The 16,277-nt window shown below is 58.2% G+C and carries 16 protein-coding genes; 4 read left to right on the top strand and 12 right to left on the bottom strand.

The window, feature by feature from the left end; translation table 11 throughout:
- Positions 1–2: 2 nt before the first annotated feature.
- The 8 genes from B0B09_RS09935 to B0B09_RS09900 all read right to left on the bottom strand — a co-directional run bounded on the left by B0B09_RS09935 (position 3) and on the right by B0B09_RS09900 (position 6,569).
- Positions 3–1,607, bottom strand: coding sequence for an ABC transporter ATP-binding protein (locus tag B0B09_RS09935; protein WP_076659418.1), 1,605 nt, complete (start codon positions 1,605–1,607; stop codon positions 3–5).
- A gap of 78 nt (positions 1,608–1,685) precedes the next feature.
- Positions 1,686–2,681 (bottom strand): BMP family lipoprotein, encoded by a 996-nt coding sequence (locus B0B09_RS09930; RefSeq protein ID WP_076659417.1) that lies wholly within the window; start codon positions 2,679–2,681, stop codon positions 1,686–1,688.
- Positions 2,682–2,869: 188 nt separating this feature from the next.
- Entirely contained in the window at positions 2,870–3,289 is a 420-nt protein-coding gene (locus tag B0B09_RS09925) for a GNAT family N-acetyltransferase (RefSeq protein WP_076659416.1), read from the bottom strand.
- Entirely contained in the window at positions 3,286–3,864 is a 579-nt protein-coding gene (tsaB, locus tag B0B09_RS09920) for a tRNA (adenosine(37)-N6)-threonylcarbamoyltransferase complex dimerization subunit type 1 TsaB (RefSeq protein WP_076659415.1), read from the bottom strand. Before tsaB ends, B0B09_RS09925 begins: the two co-directional genes overlap by 4 nt.
- On the bottom strand, positions 3,854–4,417 hold the full coding sequence (locus tag B0B09_RS09915; protein WP_076659414.1) for a NifU family protein: 564 nt from the start codon (positions 4,415–4,417) through the stop codon (positions 3,854–3,856). The genes tsaB and B0B09_RS09915 overlap by 11 nt, the downstream gene beginning before the upstream one ends.
- A gap of 89 nt (positions 4,418–4,506) precedes the next feature.
- Positions 4,507–4,962: a universal stress protein gene (locus B0B09_RS09910; RefSeq protein ID WP_055293829.1), complete on the bottom strand. Its 456-nt coding sequence runs from the start codon at positions 4,960–4,962 to the stop codon at positions 4,507–4,509.
- Positions 4,963–5,031: 69 nt separating this feature from the next.
- Entirely contained in the window at positions 5,032–5,895 is an 864-nt protein-coding gene (locus B0B09_RS09905) for a branched-chain amino acid aminotransferase (protein WP_076659413.1), read from the bottom strand.
- Positions 5,896–6,089: 194 nt separating this feature from the next.
- A complete protein-coding gene (locus B0B09_RS09900) occupies positions 6,090–6,569 on the bottom strand; it encodes a VOC family protein (RefSeq protein WP_076659412.1) in 480 nt (159 codons plus the stop codon).
- Between the two features lie 349 nt (positions 6,570–6,918).
- Here B0B09_RS09900 and B0B09_RS09895 point away from each other — a divergent pair, with 349 nt between their 5' ends.
- Entirely contained in the window at positions 6,919–7,476 is a 558-nt protein-coding gene (locus B0B09_RS09895; protein ID WP_076659411.1) for a glutathione peroxidase, read from the top strand.
- A 157-nt stretch (positions 7,477–7,633) separates the two neighbouring features.
- Here B0B09_RS09895 and trpS read toward each other — a convergent pair whose 3' ends face one another.
- Positions 7,634–8,650 carry a tryptophan--tRNA ligase gene (gene trpS / locus B0B09_RS09890; protein ID WP_076659410.1) on the bottom strand — a complete coding sequence of 339 codons (1,017 nt, stop codon included), beginning with the start codon at positions 8,648–8,650 and terminating at the stop codon, positions 7,634–7,636.
- A gap of 88 nt (positions 8,651–8,738) precedes the next feature.
- Here trpS and B0B09_RS09885 point away from each other — a divergent pair, with 88 nt between their 5' ends.
- Complete coding sequence (locus B0B09_RS09885; protein ID WP_076659896.1) at positions 8,739–9,419, top strand: rhomboid family intramembrane serine protease; 681 nt, start codon at positions 8,739–8,741, stop codon at positions 9,417–9,419.
- Here B0B09_RS09885 and murJ read toward each other — a convergent pair.
- The 3 genes from murJ to B0B09_RS09870 are packed head-to-tail and all read right to left on the bottom strand — an operon-like array spanning position 9,416 to position 14,935.
- Positions 9,416–10,978: a murein biosynthesis integral membrane protein MurJ gene (murJ, locus tag B0B09_RS09880; RefSeq protein WP_076659409.1), complete on the bottom strand. Its 1,563-nt coding sequence runs from the start codon at positions 10,976–10,978 to the stop codon at positions 9,416–9,418. The genes B0B09_RS09885 and murJ overlap by 4 nt on opposite strands.
- The gene (locus B0B09_RS09875; RefSeq protein WP_076659408.1) at positions 10,975–13,770 is read right to left on the bottom strand and encodes a [protein-PII] uridylyltransferase; all 2,796 of its coding nucleotides are present in this window, start codon (positions 13,768–13,770) and stop codon (positions 10,975–10,977) included. Before B0B09_RS09875 ends, murJ begins: the two co-directional genes overlap by 4 nt.
- Positions 13,751–14,935: a penicillin-binding protein activator gene (locus B0B09_RS09870; protein ID WP_076659407.1), complete on the bottom strand. Its 1,185-nt coding sequence runs from the start codon at positions 14,933–14,935 to the stop codon at positions 13,751–13,753. Before B0B09_RS09870 ends, B0B09_RS09875 begins: the two co-directional genes overlap by 20 nt.
- Positions 14,936–15,039: 104 nt before the next feature.
- Between B0B09_RS09870 and rsmI the strand changes: the two genes are divergently transcribed.
- A complete protein-coding gene (rsmI, locus tag B0B09_RS09865; RefSeq protein ID WP_076659406.1) occupies positions 15,040–15,900 on the top strand; it encodes a 16S rRNA (cytidine(1402)-2'-O)-methyltransferase in 861 nt (286 codons plus the stop codon).
- Entirely contained in the window at positions 15,897–16,253 is a 357-nt protein-coding gene (locus tag B0B09_RS09860; protein WP_076659405.1) for a YraN family protein, read from the top strand. Before rsmI ends, B0B09_RS09860 begins: the two co-directional genes overlap by 4 nt.
- Positions 16,254–16,277: the final 24 nt, after the last annotated feature.

Raw genomic sequence — 16,277 nt, 5'->3', positions numbered from 1 at the left:
CCTCAGACCTCCTTGGCCGTGCCGCTGCCAGCGGTCGCCAATTGTGCTTCGACAGCCTCGTGGAGTGGCCCACGCGGCTGCGTGGTCATTCCGGCCATCAAAAGCCCGAGTTCTTTTTCGTCTGTGTCCTGAGGCATCCGCTCGCCCATTATTTTTCCGTCAAACATAACCGCAATCCGGTCTGAGAGGGACAAAATTTCTTCTAACTCCACGGAAACCAACAAAATTGCTTTGCCCTGATCCCTAAGTGCAACAATCTGCTGGTGGATAAATTCGATCGCACCAATGTCCACACCGCGTGTCGGTTGCCCGATCAGCAACAGGTCGGGGTTGCGTTCAATCTCGCGCGCGAGGACGATTTTCTGCTGGTTGCCACCGGAAAAGCTCTTGGCGGCAAGGCTTGGATCGGGCGGACGGACATCGAAACGCGCCATTTTTTCTTCGGTGTCTTTACGGATGGCTGCATTGTCCATCAGAAATCTGTTCTTCTGATAGCGCGCATCGTGATGATAGCCAAAGGCGGTGTTTTCCCAGGCCTGAAAATCCATGATCAGCCCTTCGCGCTGGCGGTCCTCGGGGACGTGGCTGATGCCCCGCGCGCGTCTGCTCTGGCCGTTGGATTTCGCACCTGTCAGGTCGATTTCATCGCCGTTCACCTTAATGCTGCCGGTGGCCTTTTCATAGCCGCCCAGTACTTCCAGCAATTCGGACTGCCCGTTGCCGGCAACACCCGCAATCCCGAGGATTTCGCCAGCGTGTACATCAAAGCTGACGCCTTTGAGACGGTGAACGCCCTTGCTGTCAGTCACATTAAGGTCTTTGACCTCAAGGATTTTACGCCCGATCTGCGCCGGCGCCTTGTCCACGCGTAGCAATACCTTGCGGCCGACCATCAGCTCGGCCAGCGCAGGCGGGCTGGTTTCAGAGGTCTTGACAGTAGCGGTCATTTCGCCCCGCCGCATCACGCTGACCGTATCGGTGATTTCCATGATTTCGCGCAGTTTATGCGTGATCAGGATGATGGTTTTGCCCTCGCGCTTGAGGTTCTCAAGGATACGGAACAAATGGTCCGCCTCGGCGGGTGTCAGCACACCTGTGGGTTCATCCAAAATCAGAATATCGGCCTTGCGGTACAGCGCTTTGAGGATTTCAACGCGCTGTTGCATGCCAACGCCAACCTCTTCGATCAGGGCGTCCGGATCGACGTTCAGTTCGTATTCTTCCGCAAGGCTTTTGAGTTCGCGCCGCGCGCGCGCCAATGACGGGCGCAACAGGCCGCTGTCCTCGGCCCCCAGAACCACATTTTCCAGAACGGTGAAGTTTTCGACCAGTTTGAAATGCTGGAACACCATCCCGATGCCTGCGGCGATTGCCGCCTGACTGTCAGGAATGGATGTTTTCTTGCCCGCGATGAAAATCTCGCCTTTGTCGGCTTTGTAAAAGCCGTAGAGGATCGACATCAGCGTGGATTTGCCCGCGCCATTTTCGCCGATGATCCCGTGGATCGTGCCAGGCATGACGCGGATCGAGATGTCTTTGTTGGCCTGAACAGGGCCAAAAGCTTTGGAAATACCTTTCAGCTCAATCGCGGGGGCTGTATCGGACATATTGGCACCTGTTCCTTATGCAAAAGGCCGCACCGATTGCTCAGCGCGGCCTTTGTTGTTTTGGCCGTCAGGACTGGCTTAGAAGCTCAGCGCAGGGCAGGTTTCGTCAGCTGTGTAGTCGTGGACAACCAGTTCGCCCGAGGCGATGGATGCGGCAGCTGCGTCAACGGCGGCTTGCATGTCGGCGGTCACCAGTTCTGCGTTGAATTCGTCCAGCGCATAGCCCACGCCTTCGTTCGCGATGCCCATGACGTTAAAGCCGGTTTCGAGGTCTGTGCCTTGTGTAAAGGCCTCGTAGACCGCGTTATCGACGCGCTTGAGCATGGATGTCAGAACCTCGCCGGGGTGCAGGTAGTTCTGGTTTGCGTCAACGCCGATAGACAGGATGTCTTCGTCAGCAGCTGTTTGCAGAACGCCAACGCCCGTGCCGCCAGCAGCAGCAAAGACCACGTCAGACCCTTGGCTGATCTGTGCCAGTGTCAGTTCGGAGCCTTTTACCGGATCGTTCCAAGCCGCAGGCGTTGTGCCTGTCATGTTGGCAATGACTGTGACGTCGGGGTTCACCGCCATGGCACCCTGAGCATAGCCACAGGCGAACTTGCGGATCAGCGGGATGTCCATGCCACCAACGAAGGATACCGTGCCGCTTTCGGATGCCATCGCAGCCATCATGCCGACAAGGTAGGAACCTTCGTGCTCGTTGAACACAACGGAACGGACGTTTGGCGCGTCAACGACCATGTCGATGATGGCGAACTTGGTGTCAGGATAGTCGGCGGCAACTTCGGCCAGCGGCGTGGCCCATGAGAAGCCTGCCATAACGATCGGGTTTGCACCGGATTCAGCGAAACGGCGGATGGCCTGTTCACGCTGCGCGTCGGACTGGATTTCGACCTCGGCGTAGGAACCGCCTGTTTCGGTCGCCCAACGCTCTGCCCCGTTATAGGCGCTTTCGTTAAAGGATTTGTCGAACTTGCCACCAAGATCGAACAGGATGGCGGGGTCTGCAGCGGCAGTACCGGCTGTCAAAGCCAGTGCGGCAGATGCGCCAAGAAATTTTTGCATAAGTGTCATTTGTAGTCTCCCAGGTCGTTACGCGAGGTATTTTCGGGCGTCATGCGCCCCCTCAGTGATGTTCTGAGCCGATCTGATGTCGGTCATCGTAAGATAAGGCCTTGCCTTGCAGGGAAGATCAACCGCTTTTTAAGAGATATCGTGCGTTGAAAGGTCAAAATCGGCGTTATCGACAGGCTGACGCAAAGTCAGGTTGTGGTCAGTGACTTGCGCATCACGAGCGCGGCTAATGGTGCCCCATCTTTAGGCAGATAATAGCCGGGACGCCGCCCGATTTGGCGATAGCCGGACGCAGTGTAAAGTGCGATTGCGGCGTCGTTGTCCTCGGCGACTTCAAGAAAGATTCTGGCCGCGCCTTCGGTTTGCGCCCGTCTCTCACCTGCCGTCAGTGTGGTCCGTGCAAGGCCCTGACGCCTCATGTCCGGGGCGGTGGCGATCGTCAAAAGCTCTGCTTCGTCCAGCACAGTGCGGATCAGCGCGAAACTGCGTGTATCGCCTACCGCAAAGGTGCCGGGGTGTTTGAGAAGGCCCGCAAATTCCTCGGCCGACCATGCACGGGTCGCGCTGAAAGCGGCGGCATGCAGGCGGGCCAGCTCTTGTGGCGTCATGGGAGCAAGACGGGAGCGGGATCGCGCGGCGGGGCGGCGTCGGCGCTGCGGATATAGAGGGGGGCAGGGCGCGGGTGGTCTGTCGCGAGGCGCGATGCGGCGATTTCAGCGACGGCGCCGATCAGCACCTCTGCGCCTTTTTGTGCGCCTGCGGGCTCTGTGTTCTGGGCGGGATCGCTTGTCGTGCCATCGGCGTGGAACGCTTGGGTGTAGGACTGGTCGCGCGGGGCGGGAATGGTTGCCGTGAAAGGGAGCGTTTCGCCAAGGGCGCGGGCGTCAAACCCGTTCACGCCAATCGCCGGCTTTCCAAGCCCAAGCGCCAGCCCGCGTGCGGCAGATAGCGCGATGCGAATACCTGTAAAATTTCCGGGACCAACACCCACCCCGATACCGTCAAGGTCGCGCCATGTCAGCCCCTCGGTCGCCAGCATCTCTTCGAGCATCGGCATCAGATGTTCGGCCTGTCCTTTGGCCATTTCGTCCACGTGTGTGACGATCCGGTCGCCCAACAGTAAAGCGGCGGCGCAATGCGCCGCCGATGTATCGAATGCTAAGACAATTGGCTTAGGCTGCAACTGGCCGGACCTCGACCACCTCGGGGATGTAGTGGCGCAGCAGGTTCTCGATGCCCATTTTCAGGGTCAGCGTTGATGACGGGCAACCGGCGCATGCGCCTTGCATGTGCAGGTACACGATGCCGCGCTCAAATCCGTGGAAGGTGATGTCGCCACCATCTTGTGCTACGGCTGGGCGCACGCGGGTATCAAGAAGTTCTTTGATCTGCCCGACAATCTCGGCGTCTTCGCCGCTGTGTTCGGCATGCCCGCTGACCGGTTTATGGTCATCGGCCATCACGGATTGACCGGATTGATAGTGCTCCATGATCGCGCCAAGAATGCCCGGTTTGATATGGTCCCACGCGACATCGTCGGCCTTCGTGACGGTCACGAAATCAAGGCCAAAGAAGACGCCCGTCACACCACCAGTGGCAAAGATGCGCTTGGCGAGCGGTGAGTTTTCAGCCGCCTCGACACTTGGGAAGTCGGCGGTGCCGACCTCAAGCACGTTCTGGCCGGGCAGAAACTTGAGCGTTGCGGGGTTTGGTGTCGATTCAGTCTGGATGAACATGTGGCCAACCTTTTTTGTCAGGCTTTAGATATGCGACCGCCCGACGCTGATGTCAAGGTTTGGAATGATTCTAAATCGGCCGTGCAGGGCTATGTGATCGCCTCGAGTCGCTCTTTGGACAGATCACCCGGCACAATCGTGATCGGGACAGGCAGGCTACCGGATTGCTTGCTGAGTTGTGACACCAAGGGCCCGGGGCCTTTGCTGTCGATGCCGGCGCCCAGAACCAAAACGCCGATTTCAGGGTCTTCGTTCACATAGGCAATGATTTCACTGAGCGGTTCGCCTTCGCGGATCACGAGTTCAGGATCAACGTTCTGTTTGTCGCGCATCCATTTCGCAAAAACTTCAAAGTGGACTTCGATCCGCTCGCGGGCTTCGGCACGCATGATCTCACCCACGCCGATCCAGTGGTTGAATTCGTCAGGCGGGATGATGGACAGAACGGCCACGCCACCGCCGGTATGGGATGCGCGCATCGCGGCAAAGCGCATGGCGTTCAGGCACTCGCGGCTATCATCCAAAACGACCAGAAACTTACGCATATTGCTCTCCCTCTTGGGGTAACTGTGGCGCATCCTTCACGTGCTGGCAACGACAGATTGCTTTGCCCGCTATGCAGTGCTGGCCGCCCAGTCCCAATACATTTCACGTACTTGGCGGGTCACAGGACCAACTTGATACTGCGTATTCTCGAAGGCGGTGACGGGCGTAACCTTGGCCATGTTGCCCGAAAGGAAAACCTCGTCAGCGCCGTGGAAATCATCAAAGGTCAGCACGGTTTCATGCACTTTGACGCCGTCTGCACGCAGGTTCGCGATATGCCGTGCGCGCGTGATGCCGGACAGGAAGGTGCCATTGGGGATAGGGGTAAAAACCTCGCCATCCTTGACCATAAAGACGTTTGCGGTGGCCGTTTCGGCCACGTTGCCCATGGCATCGGCGACGAGTGCGTTTGAAAATCCGCGCGCGCGGACCTCGGCCAGCATCCGGGCGTTGTTGGGGTAAAGGCAGCCTGCCTTGGCGTTGACCACCGCGTCGTCGATCACAGGGCGGCGGAATTTGGTCAGGCCCAGTGTTGTCGTGGCGGTGGCCGCAGCAAAGGGGATTTCTTCAAGACAAATGGCAAAACCGGTTTCCTCGGCGCTGGGGACAATCGCTGTCGCGTCACCGTGGATTGCCCAATACATTGGGCGGATATAGACGGCGGCGCCTGTGTCGTATTTCGCCAGACCCTCTTTGGTGACTGCGATCATCTCTTCGGTGCTGACGGTCGGCGTGATCATCAGCGCTTCGGCCGAGCGGTTCACGCGGGCGCAGTGCAAATCAAGATCAGGCATCAGCCCGTTCACAAAGCGGGCACCATCAAAAACAGTCGTTCCCAGCCACGTGCCATGATCAGCCGCCCGCATGACAGGGACGTCGCCGTCATGCCATTTGCCTTCGAAATAGGTGCGGATGTTTTTGCCGGTAGCCATGGTGCGATCTCCCTTTTGGGCCACCCTAGGCCTGCAAAATGAGAGGGTAAAGTGGGGATGCGTCCGATGCCGGGGTACACCGGACGCATGAGCCGACCAAGGTGATCACGGGACAAGAGACACCTGTGCGGACAGTTGCGCGATTCTTCAACGCTCCCTCGTGTTAGGCTCTGAGGGATTCAGTTTTATGACGTTTACTCGGCCAGCGCCAAGAGGGCTGGCAGATCAACTCGGCCGTTGGTCATGGCGAGTGTGCCGTCTGCATCACGGGGCCAGACCGCCATCGGGCGGTCATAGTAGAGCTCGACGCCGTTCTGGTCAGGGTCACGCAGATAAATGGCCTCGCTCACCCCGTGATCGCCTGCGCCATCCAGCGGGATGCCTGCATCAAGCACGCGCCGGACAACTTGGGCCAGCGACTTTCTGTCGGGATACAGAAAGGCTGTGTGGTATAGGCCTGTGTGTCCTTTGGGGGGAGGAGACGCACCAAGGCTTTCCCATGTGTTCAGGCCGATGTGATGGTGATAATCGCCAGCGGCCAGAAAGGCCGCCTGGTCACCATGGCGTTGGGTTAGGGCGAAACCCAAAACGCCTGAGTAAAAGGCGATCGCGCGTTCAAGATCCGAGACCCGCAGGTGAACGTGCCCAACGCGGGCTGTTGAAGGTGCAGACATGGTGTGCCTCTTGGTTATGCGTGAGGCCAAGATACGGCATTTCATATTTGCACAAAAGGCGCATTTCTCAATATGGAATGTTCAAAAGTGCACGTAATGGCTCCGCTGTACAGTGCGATGCCGGTCACAGAGATGCGATCCACTGAGATCTGGAGAAACGCGCGCGTTCCACACGCCGCTTGGGGGACATCCTACGAATGGCTGGATTGTACTCAGGGTGTTAGATGCAGCGGTCGCCAAACGAAGATCGGGCCGCGCGGTCATCGCCAAGAGCTTGAAATCCGGAGGAATGGACTAGGTATCAGGCCATAAACATGAGAGCGCATTCATGATCACAGCCCGACGAAATATGCACTGGCTCAAGTCGAGTTCACTGTGCTTCCTGACAGCCTTTTTTGTCTTATGGAGCAGCCAGACCACTGCACTTGATCGAGAGACACCGTTCGACTCGATCGATGGTGGAACGCTGACCCTCGCGCAATGGGAAGGGCAGCCTGTTCTTGTGGTCAATACAGCCTCGATGTGCGCGTTCACAGAGCAGTATCGCGAATTGCAGGCGCTTTATGACCGCTACCGCGATCAAGGATTGGTGGTGCTTGCAGTCCCCTCTGACGATTTCAACCAGGAGCTTGCAAGCAACGCTGAGGTCAAAGAGTTTTGTGAGCTCATCTATGGCATTGATATGCCCATGACCGTGATCACCGGAGTGAAGGGGCGCAATGCCCATCCGTTTTATCAGTCACTCCGCCAAGAGGTTGGATTTACGCCAAGATGGAATTTCAACAAGGTATTGCTGGATCGGCAAGGCCAGGTTGTCGACACCTTTGCCTCTCGTATCAGTCCGCTATCGGATCAGATCACACGGCAAATCGACAGCTTATTGTCTGATGCAACTGTCACGCAATAGTCTGCTTTGAATACGTGGCGCGGATAGGGTCAATCTGTCAGCGTCAGGTCGGCCTTTCAAAGGCCCTGCAATATCAGGCCCTGCCAGAGAAAGCTAAGGCGTGTTTTGCGGCGATCCGTTGAAACAAGACCGCACAGCTGCCGCGCTGCGTTCGGCTTCAGCTACGCAGCAGCCCCACGATGTCATAGCAATCCCGCAGGATGGGGTTGGCGATGGCCCGTGCTTTTTCCGCGCCCTCGCCAAGGATGCGGTCAATCTCTGCCGGATCAGCCATGAACCGTGCCATTTCGTCCGAAATCGGGGCAAGTTTCGCCACCGCCAGATCGGCCAGCGCCGGTTTGAACGTGCCCCAGCCCGCGCCGGGGTATTCGGCGATAACGGCCTCTGGGGTCATGTCGTTCAGGGCGGCGTAAATCTCGACCAGATTGCGCGCTTCGGGCCGGTCCTTGAGCCCCTCGACCGTTTCGGGGAGCGGTTCAGGATCAGTCTTTGCTTTCTTGAACTTCTTGGCGATCTTGTCGGCATCATCAGTCATGTTGATGCGTTCCATGTCGCTTTCGCCCGACTTGGACATTTTCTTGGTCCCGTCACGCAGGTTCATGATGCGCATGGCAGGGCCTTCGATGACCGGTTCGGTCAGCGGAAAGAAATCGTTTTTGAAGTCATGGTTGAATTTCGCGGCGATGTCGCGGGTCAGCTCAACATGTTGTTTCTGGTCCTCGCCCACGGGCACATGAGTGGCGTGATAAAGCAGAATATCGGCGGCCATCAGTGCGGGATAAGCATAGAGGCCCAGCGACACTTTTTCGGCGTTGCTACCGGCTTTGTCCTTGAACTGGGTCATGCGGTTCATCCAGCCGACTCGGGCGACGCAGTTGAAAATCCAGCCCAGTTCGGCGTGGGCTGCGACCTGGCTTTGGTTGAACAGAATGGACTGGCTAGGATCGAGCCCTGCGGCAAGGTAACCTGCGGCCACTTCGCGGGTCATATTGGCGAGCTCTTTTGGGTCTTGCCAGACGGTGATCGCGTGCATGTCGACGACGCAATAGATCGTCTCCATTTGCCCCTGCATGCCCACAAAGCGTTTGATCGCGCCCAGATAGTTGCCAAGCGTCAGCCCGCCTGAGGGTTTGATCCCCGAGAAGACGCGCGGTGTAAATGATGTTTCGCTCATGGTGCAATGTCCGGTCTGGATTTCGGGGCAAGGGTCGCATACCCATGCCAGACAGACCCGTCAACTTCAACTCTGCAGCGAGACCGCTATGAAGCCCGAAAGCCCGTTCAATACTTTGCCTGTCGTGATTGTTGCGCTGGCGCTTGCGATTGTCGGGATCGAAGTTGTCTTTCAGCTTGCGAATGCGGGGATCATCGGTGGCCCGCGCGGTCTGGGCTGGCGGCTTGCCGCGATCGAGGAATTCGGCTTTGCCCCTGCGGTGCTGGACCGTGTGTTGGTGAGTGGGGACAACAGCCTTGATATGCTCAAGCGGTTCGTCACCTACACCTTTATCAATGGTGATCTGATCCAGATGGCGTTCTGTGCGGCTTTGATCCTCGCTTTGGGCAAGTTCACAGCTGAATACTACGGATCGTTCAGAGTGCTGGTTGTCTATATCGTCACCAGCATTGCCGGTGCGGTTGTTTTCGGCCTGCTGGCGGGTGACAACACATTGCTCATTGGGGCCTTTACACCGGTTTATGGTCTCATCGGTGCTTATACCTATGTGTTGTGGCTGCGGCTTGGAAGTGCCGGAGAGAACCAGATCATGGCGTTTCGGCTGATTGGGTTTCTTTTGGCGATCCAGCTGATCTTCGGTCTGATCTTCGGTGGCAACAGCCAGTGGATTTCGGAGCTTGCGGGTTTTGTGACGGGTTTCGTACTCTCGACACTTCTGGCACCCGGCGGGTGGGCCAGCCTTGTGCGCCGGATGCGGGAACGGTCCTAGCGGCGCAGGTTGCGTTTGAACTCGGACAGTTTGAACGCACCCAGCAGGTGACCGATGCCAAAGTAGCTGACAACGCCGATCAGCACCAAGACGAACAGGGCCAGATAGCGCAGTGTTGCGATGCCAAAGAAAGGTGTCATCACCGCAGCACTTACGAAGAGGATCGCCCCCATTGCGAGCGCGGACAAAATGATCCGCCCCAACCGTTTCTTGAAACGCGCGTCGAATTTGCCAGCGTCGCCCATGGTCCGCGCACCGCGCATCAGCATGATAACCATCGCCCAGCCTGTGAGGGACGTGCCAATGGCCGCCGCAATAAAACCGATCTGTGGTGATAGTCCGATGGCCAGTGCTGCATTCAGGACCATCGCAGCAAGGGCATAGTAGAAGGGCCGTTTGGTGTCTTCACGGGCAAAGAACAGCGGTTGCAGGGTCTTCTGTAGCACAAAGGCAGGCAGGCCCAGACCGTAGACCGCGACGGCAAGTGCAGTCGCGGCGGTGTCGTCGCTGGTAAAGGCGCCGCGTTCGAAAAGGACACTGACGAGCGGGATCGGGATTGCCATAAGGGCAACAGAGGCCGGAATGGTCAGGGCAAGGCTGATTTCAGAGGCACGGTTAAAGGCGTCTTGTCCGCCCGCATCATCGCCCGCGCGCAGGCGGCGCGACAGATCGGGCAGCAGCACAACCCCGATTGCGATGCCCACCACGCCAAGGGGCAATTGATAGAGCCGGTCTGCATAGTTCAGCCATGCAACAGCGCCTTCAAAGAAACTGGCAACCTGACGACCGACAAGAAGATTGATCTGCACAACACCGCCCGCGAGCGCTGCGGGTGCTGCGATGATCGCAAGACGTTTGAGTTCGGGGGTGATCTTGGGCATGCCCAAGCGCAGGGAATAGCCCGCACGCGTGGCTGCGACCCAGACAAGCGCAAGCTGGGCAATGCCCGCAAGTGGCACAGCGTATGCCAGAGCCTGTCCGATCATGGACTGCGCGTCAGGCCCCGTGCATTCACAGGTCATCCCCATAATAATAAGGGCTAAGACAAAGATCACGTTCAGCAGAACTGGCGCGCCCGCTGCGGCCGTAAAGCGCCCGGTTGCGTTCAACACCCCCGACAGCAGCGCCGTGAGCGAAATAAAGAGGATATAGGGAAAGGCGATCCGGCCGTAGTAGACCGCCAGATCGAAACGTTCGGTGCCTAAAAAACCGCTGGCCATCAGCGTCACGAGGGCAGGCATAAAGATCACGCCGATCACAGTGAAAACCGTCAACACGCCCGCAAGACCGACAAAAGCATCCTGGGCAAAGCGATGGGCGTCTTCTCCGGCTTCGACTTTCTTGGAAAACATTGGCACAAAGGCCATGTTGAACGCGCCTTCGGCAAAAAAGCGGCGGAAGAGATTGGGCAGCGAGAAGGCCACCAAGAATGCCTCGGCCACGGGGCCGGTGCCAAGGTAGGCCGCGATCATGATGTCGCGCACAAAACCCATGACACGACTAAGCAGTGTCCAGATGCCGACGGTGAAAAACCCAGCCATCAAGCGGATGGGTTTCATCCTGCCACCGCCTGCTCGGCGCCTTGGGCGATGGCTTCGCGCAGTTTGCGTTCCAGCGATGCGCGCTTGGCCTCATTGTGGTACTTCAGACCGACCATGTCTTTGACATAGAAGGTATCCACGACCTGCTCGCCGTAGGTCGCAATCACGGCTGACGCGATATAGACGTGATTATTCGCCAGCGTGCGCGTCAGGTCATAAAGCAATCCCGGCCGGTCGCGGGTGTCGACCTCGATGATCGTATAGATTTCGGACCCTTCATTATCGAAGCTTATGGTCGTTGGCACACGGAAGGCGCGTTCGCGCTTTTTGATTTTGTCTTTGTCTTTCAGCGCCTCTTTGGCGACGATTTCGCCACGCAGGATGCGCTCGATCATCGTGCGTAGGCGCGGCATCCGTGCCGCCTCATAGGGGTTGCCGTCATCGTCCTGTATCCAGAAAACAGCCGTCGCATAGCCGTCTTTGGATGTGTAGGTCCGTGCATCCACGACGTTCGCACCGACCAGCGCCAAAGCACCGGTCATGCGGCTGAAAAGACCGGGATGATCGACCATGGCAAAGCAGGCGCGGGTCGCGTCGCGGTCTTCGTCGAGCATCAGGTCGATCTTGATTTCATTGTCATTGATCTCGGACAGCAGTCTTGCAAAAATCGTCTGCGCCGCGAGCGGAAGCCCCTGCCAATAGGTGCCGTAGTGGCGACCGATCTCGGTTTTGAGCGCTTTCTTGTCCCAATCTGCAAGCTCAGCGCGCAGGGCGCGTTTCGCCTCGGCCTCCTGGCTTTCGCGGTTGAGGTCTTCAAGGCCGGTTTCCAGCGCTGATTTGGTTGCTTTGTAAAGGTTGCGGATCAGAACCGCTTTCCAGTTGTTCCATGTCCCGGGGCCGACGCCGCGAATATCGCAGACCGTGAGTGTGGTCAGCAGTTCCAGCCGCTCGACCGATTTCACCGCCTTGGCAAAGCCGCGCACGGTACGTGGTTCAGAGATGTCGCGTTTTTGCGCCACATCCGACAGCAAGAGGTGATAGCGGATCAGCCATTCGACCGTTTCGCATTCCTTCTTGTTCAGCCCCAGCCGAGGTGCGACCTTGCGCGAAATCTGGGCGCCAAGGATGGAATGGTCTTCGTCGCGCCCTTTGCCGATATCGTGCAGCAGGAGCGCCACATACAGTACCTTGCGGTTCACGCCGCGTTCCAGAATACCCGAACAGACCGGCAATTCCTCGATCAGTTCCTTGCGTTCAATCTGGGCCAAGTTGCTGATGCATTGGATCGTGTGTTCGTCCACCGTATAGTGGTGGTACATGTTGAACTGCATCATCGCGACAATGGGCGCGAATTCAGGGATAAAGGCGGCCAGCACCCCCAATTCGTTCATCCGGCGCAACGCCCGTTCGGGATTGCCGTGCTTTAGCAGCAGGTCAAGGAAGATGCGCCGCGCCTCTTTGTCGTTGCGCAGGTCTTCGTCGATCCGGTGCAGATTGGCCGAGATCAGCCGCATCGCATCAGGATGCAGTAATGTGCCCGTGCGCAGCGCCTCTTCAAAGATCCGCAGCATGTTCACCTTGTCGGCAAAGAAATCCCGCTCGTTGGCAATCGTCAGCCGGTTCTGCTTGATCGCATAGGGTGGCTTTGCTTTCTTGCGCCGCGCGAGAAGCCGCACGAGCACGGGTTCTTGCTTGGTGTGGTTGGCTTCGAGTGCTGTCAGGAAGATCCGCGTCAATTCGCCCACATGGGTGGCCTGCCGGAAATAGGCCTGCATGAAGTGTTCAACGCCGCGGCGGCCGCCGTGATCCGTGTATCCCATCGCGTCTGCCACCTGAACCTGCATGTCAAAGGTCAACTGGTCGACAGGGCGCCCCGCGATGAGATGCAGATGACAACGGACCGCCCAAAGAAAGTCTTCGGCGGTGACAAAGGTTTCAAATTCTTCGGCTGTAAAGACCCCCAGATTGACCAGATCGGCCGCGTCTTTCACGCCGTTGATGTATTTGCTGATCCAGAACAGGGATTGCAGATCACGCAGCCCACCCTTGCCTTCTTTCACATTGGGTTCGACGACGTAGCGCTGCCCGCCCTGCTTGCGGTGGCGGGTGGCGCGTTCCTCCAGCTTGGCTTCGATGAATTCGCTGGCGGTTGTTTTGAACAGGTCGGTCCAGAGGCGTTGGCCGAGTTTCGCCGCGAGATCGGCATCGCCGGCCAGATACCTGTATTCCACAAGCGAGGTGCGGATCGTGTAATCCTCTTTCGCCAGACGCAGGCAGTCTTTGACCGTGCGGCTGGCGTGTCCGACCTTCAGTTTCAGATCCCATAGCATATACAGCATGGATTCGATGACGCTCTCCGCCCAAGGCGTGATTTTGTAGGGCGTTAGAAACAGCAGATCGACATCCGAATAGGGCGCCATCTCGCCCCGGCCATACCCGCCGACGGCGATCAGCGACAAACGCTCGCCTTCGGTGGGGTTGGGCAGCGGGTGCAGGTGCTTTTGCGCCACGTCCAGCACGGTCTGCACGATCTGGTCGGTCAGCCAGCTGTAGGCGCGGGTTGTCGGGCGTGATGCGAAAGGCTGTGCCGCGAAGGCGGCCGCGATCTGGGCCATGCCGTTACGGCGTGCTTGGGACAATGTGGCAACGGTCGCGGCGCGGATGTCGCGTTCGGATGACGCGGTCGCGATTGCCGCGTCGATCTGGGCTTGCACCGCGTTGTTGTCAAAAATGACGGACGCCGGACAGATCAAACTGTCCGGCGTGCTTTGTGCTGATGCTGGTATGCGTTCAGAGGCCTGGGGTGCCAAAACTTCTTGGGGCTTGGTCAAGGATTACAACCTGATTGTTTTGAAATGTAGCAACGGCAAGGCCGCGCTGGTTAAGGCCATTCGGCAGCAGACGGAAGACACCTGATGTCCCGCGGAACCCTTGGGGTTGGGTGAGGGCCTCTTTGGTGACGGCCTGTGTGTTGCCTGCCGCGGCAAGCGCACCGATCGCGGCGATACCGTCATAGGCAAGCCCTGCCAAAGGATGCGGTGTTTCGCCATAGGTCGCGGCATAGCGATTGGCAAAGAGTGTCGACGTTCCGGGATCGGGAACCGTGAAAAGCCCGCCTTCAAGCCCGGGCAGTGCGGCCATCTGGGGCAGCGTGTCCCAGCGGGTCAGGCCGATAAAGCGGCTGCGGTCTGTGTCCATACCCGCATCGGGCAGAGCCGTTGCAAGGATTGGCAAATCGGCATTTGCGCTGGCCGTGGTAAAGACGCCCTGCGCGCCCGAACTGCGCACATTGGACACAATCCGGCGCGTGGCCGTAAAGATGCCTTGCTGTGACAGTTGGTAACTGTCGACGCCGGACACCTCGCCGCCGTTTCTTTGGATGGCCGAGGTGATTGCATCGCGGCCAACGCGACCTGGCAGATCATCGCCATGGACGACAAAGTAGCGGCTGATGCCCTGACGCGTGCCAAACTGGACAAGACGATCCGCCGTATTGTCGAATGTCGGCCCCAGAATGAACACGTTGCCACCCGCAAAGGCGCTGTTGTTCGAGAAAGCAAGCACGTTCACGTTCCGGCCTGCGATGGCAACACCCGCGGCGTTTGCAGCCTCGCCATAAAGCGGCCCGATAATGATCTTTGCCCCTTCGTTGACAGCTTGCGTAGCGGCCAGAGCGGCCTGCTGCGGGTTGCCACCGGCGGTGTTGTAGACACGCAGGTCAATAGTTGCACCTTGCAGGTCTGCAATCGCAAGGCGGGCCGCATTTTCAAAATTCCGCGCCAGTTGGTTGTCGGTTTCCTGTGCTGAACCACCGGGCACCAGCAGGGCCACTTCGATCGGCGCATTGGGGTTGATTGTGCGGCCAACATTGGCATCAGGTGCCAAAGTGACATCACAGGCAGCCAGCCAAAGCAGGGCGGTAAATGCAAAAAAGCGCGCGAGCGACTTGCGGGCGTTGCTGAAACGAGCAAACATGCGTGGTATTCCTCCTGTTTCGCGCGAACGGCAGTTGGCCGAGGCCTCATGTCCCGCCGCGATGTTGAGGTCCATCATAAAGCAGGGGGCCAGCGGGTCCAGAGATGAATTTTATAAGCAAGCCACTCTCTGCCGGTCTGTATTTCGTGGCCACGCCTATCGGGTCTGCGCGCGACATTACGTTGCGCGCGCTGGATATTCTGGCGTCCGCCGATTTGATTGCCGCCGAGGATACGCGGACAGCGCGCAAGTTGATGGAAATACACGGGGTGCCACTCAACGGGCGCAAGGTCGTGGCGTTTCACGATCACAGCGGTGACGGGGCTGTTGCGCGGCTGGTTGCAGATATGAAGTCAGGCAAATCAGTGGCTTACGTCTCTGAGGCGGGCACACCTTTGGTGGCTGATCCGGGCTATGAATTGGGCCGTGCTGCCATCAAAGAGGGGGTGGAGGTGACGACCGCGCCTGGGGCCTCTGCGGTGCTGGCAGGCTTGACCGTGTCGGGCCTCGCCACCGATCGTTTTGCATTCGTCGGCTTTCTGCCAGCGGGCAAGAAACAGCGTGAAAATGAAATCGCGGCATTGCGCGATATCCCGTTTACCTTGGTATTTTACGAAAGCCCGAAACGCGTTGGGGAAATGTTAGCTAATTTGCGCGATATCTTGGGGGATGAACGAGAAGCGGTGGTCTGCCGCGAGTTGACGAAAAAGTTTGAAGAAATCACGCGCGGGTCGCTTGCGACGCTGGCGGGTGATTTTGCTGAGCGGACCGTCAAAGGCGAAATCGTTGTGTTGGTGGGTCGTGCCGGTGCTGTCGAGGTTGCAGATGGCGATATTGATGGGGCGCTACGTGAAGCGATGAAAACAATGCGTGTGAAAGATGCGGCGACAGTTGTGGCCGGTGCTTTGGGTCTGCCCCGTAGGCAGGTTTACCAGATTGCCTTGCAGTTGGGGGATGAGGAATGAGCGGAACTGTCGGATATCATGCTGGATTAGCGGCGGAGGATATTGTCGCCGGTGACTATGCCAAACGCCATCACGCGATTGCCGCGCGGCGCTGGCGCGGAAAGGCCGGCGAAATTGACCTGATCGCCCGCGATGGAGACACGGTGGTCTTCATCGAGGTCAAGAAAAGCAAGAATTTTGCGACGGCCGCGACGCGGCTGGGGCATCGCCAAATGGCGCGGATCGTGGCCAGTGCGGGTGAGTTTTTGGCCAATGAGCCGCGCGGTCAATTGACCGATGTGCGGTTTGATCTGGCGATTGTGAACGGTTTTGGTGCCCTGAAAGTGATTGAAAACGCCTTTATGGAATTCTGAGGCCCATTGCACCTGCGCGCAGGC

Origin of the sequence: Yoonia rosea, from assembly GCF_900156505.1 — a bacterium.
Lineage (GTDB): Bacteria > Pseudomonadota > Alphaproteobacteria > Rhodobacterales > Rhodobacteraceae > Yoonia > Yoonia rosea.
Note: the sequence above shows the minus strand (reverse complement) of the source record. Positions and strands in the feature narration are given on the sequence as shown.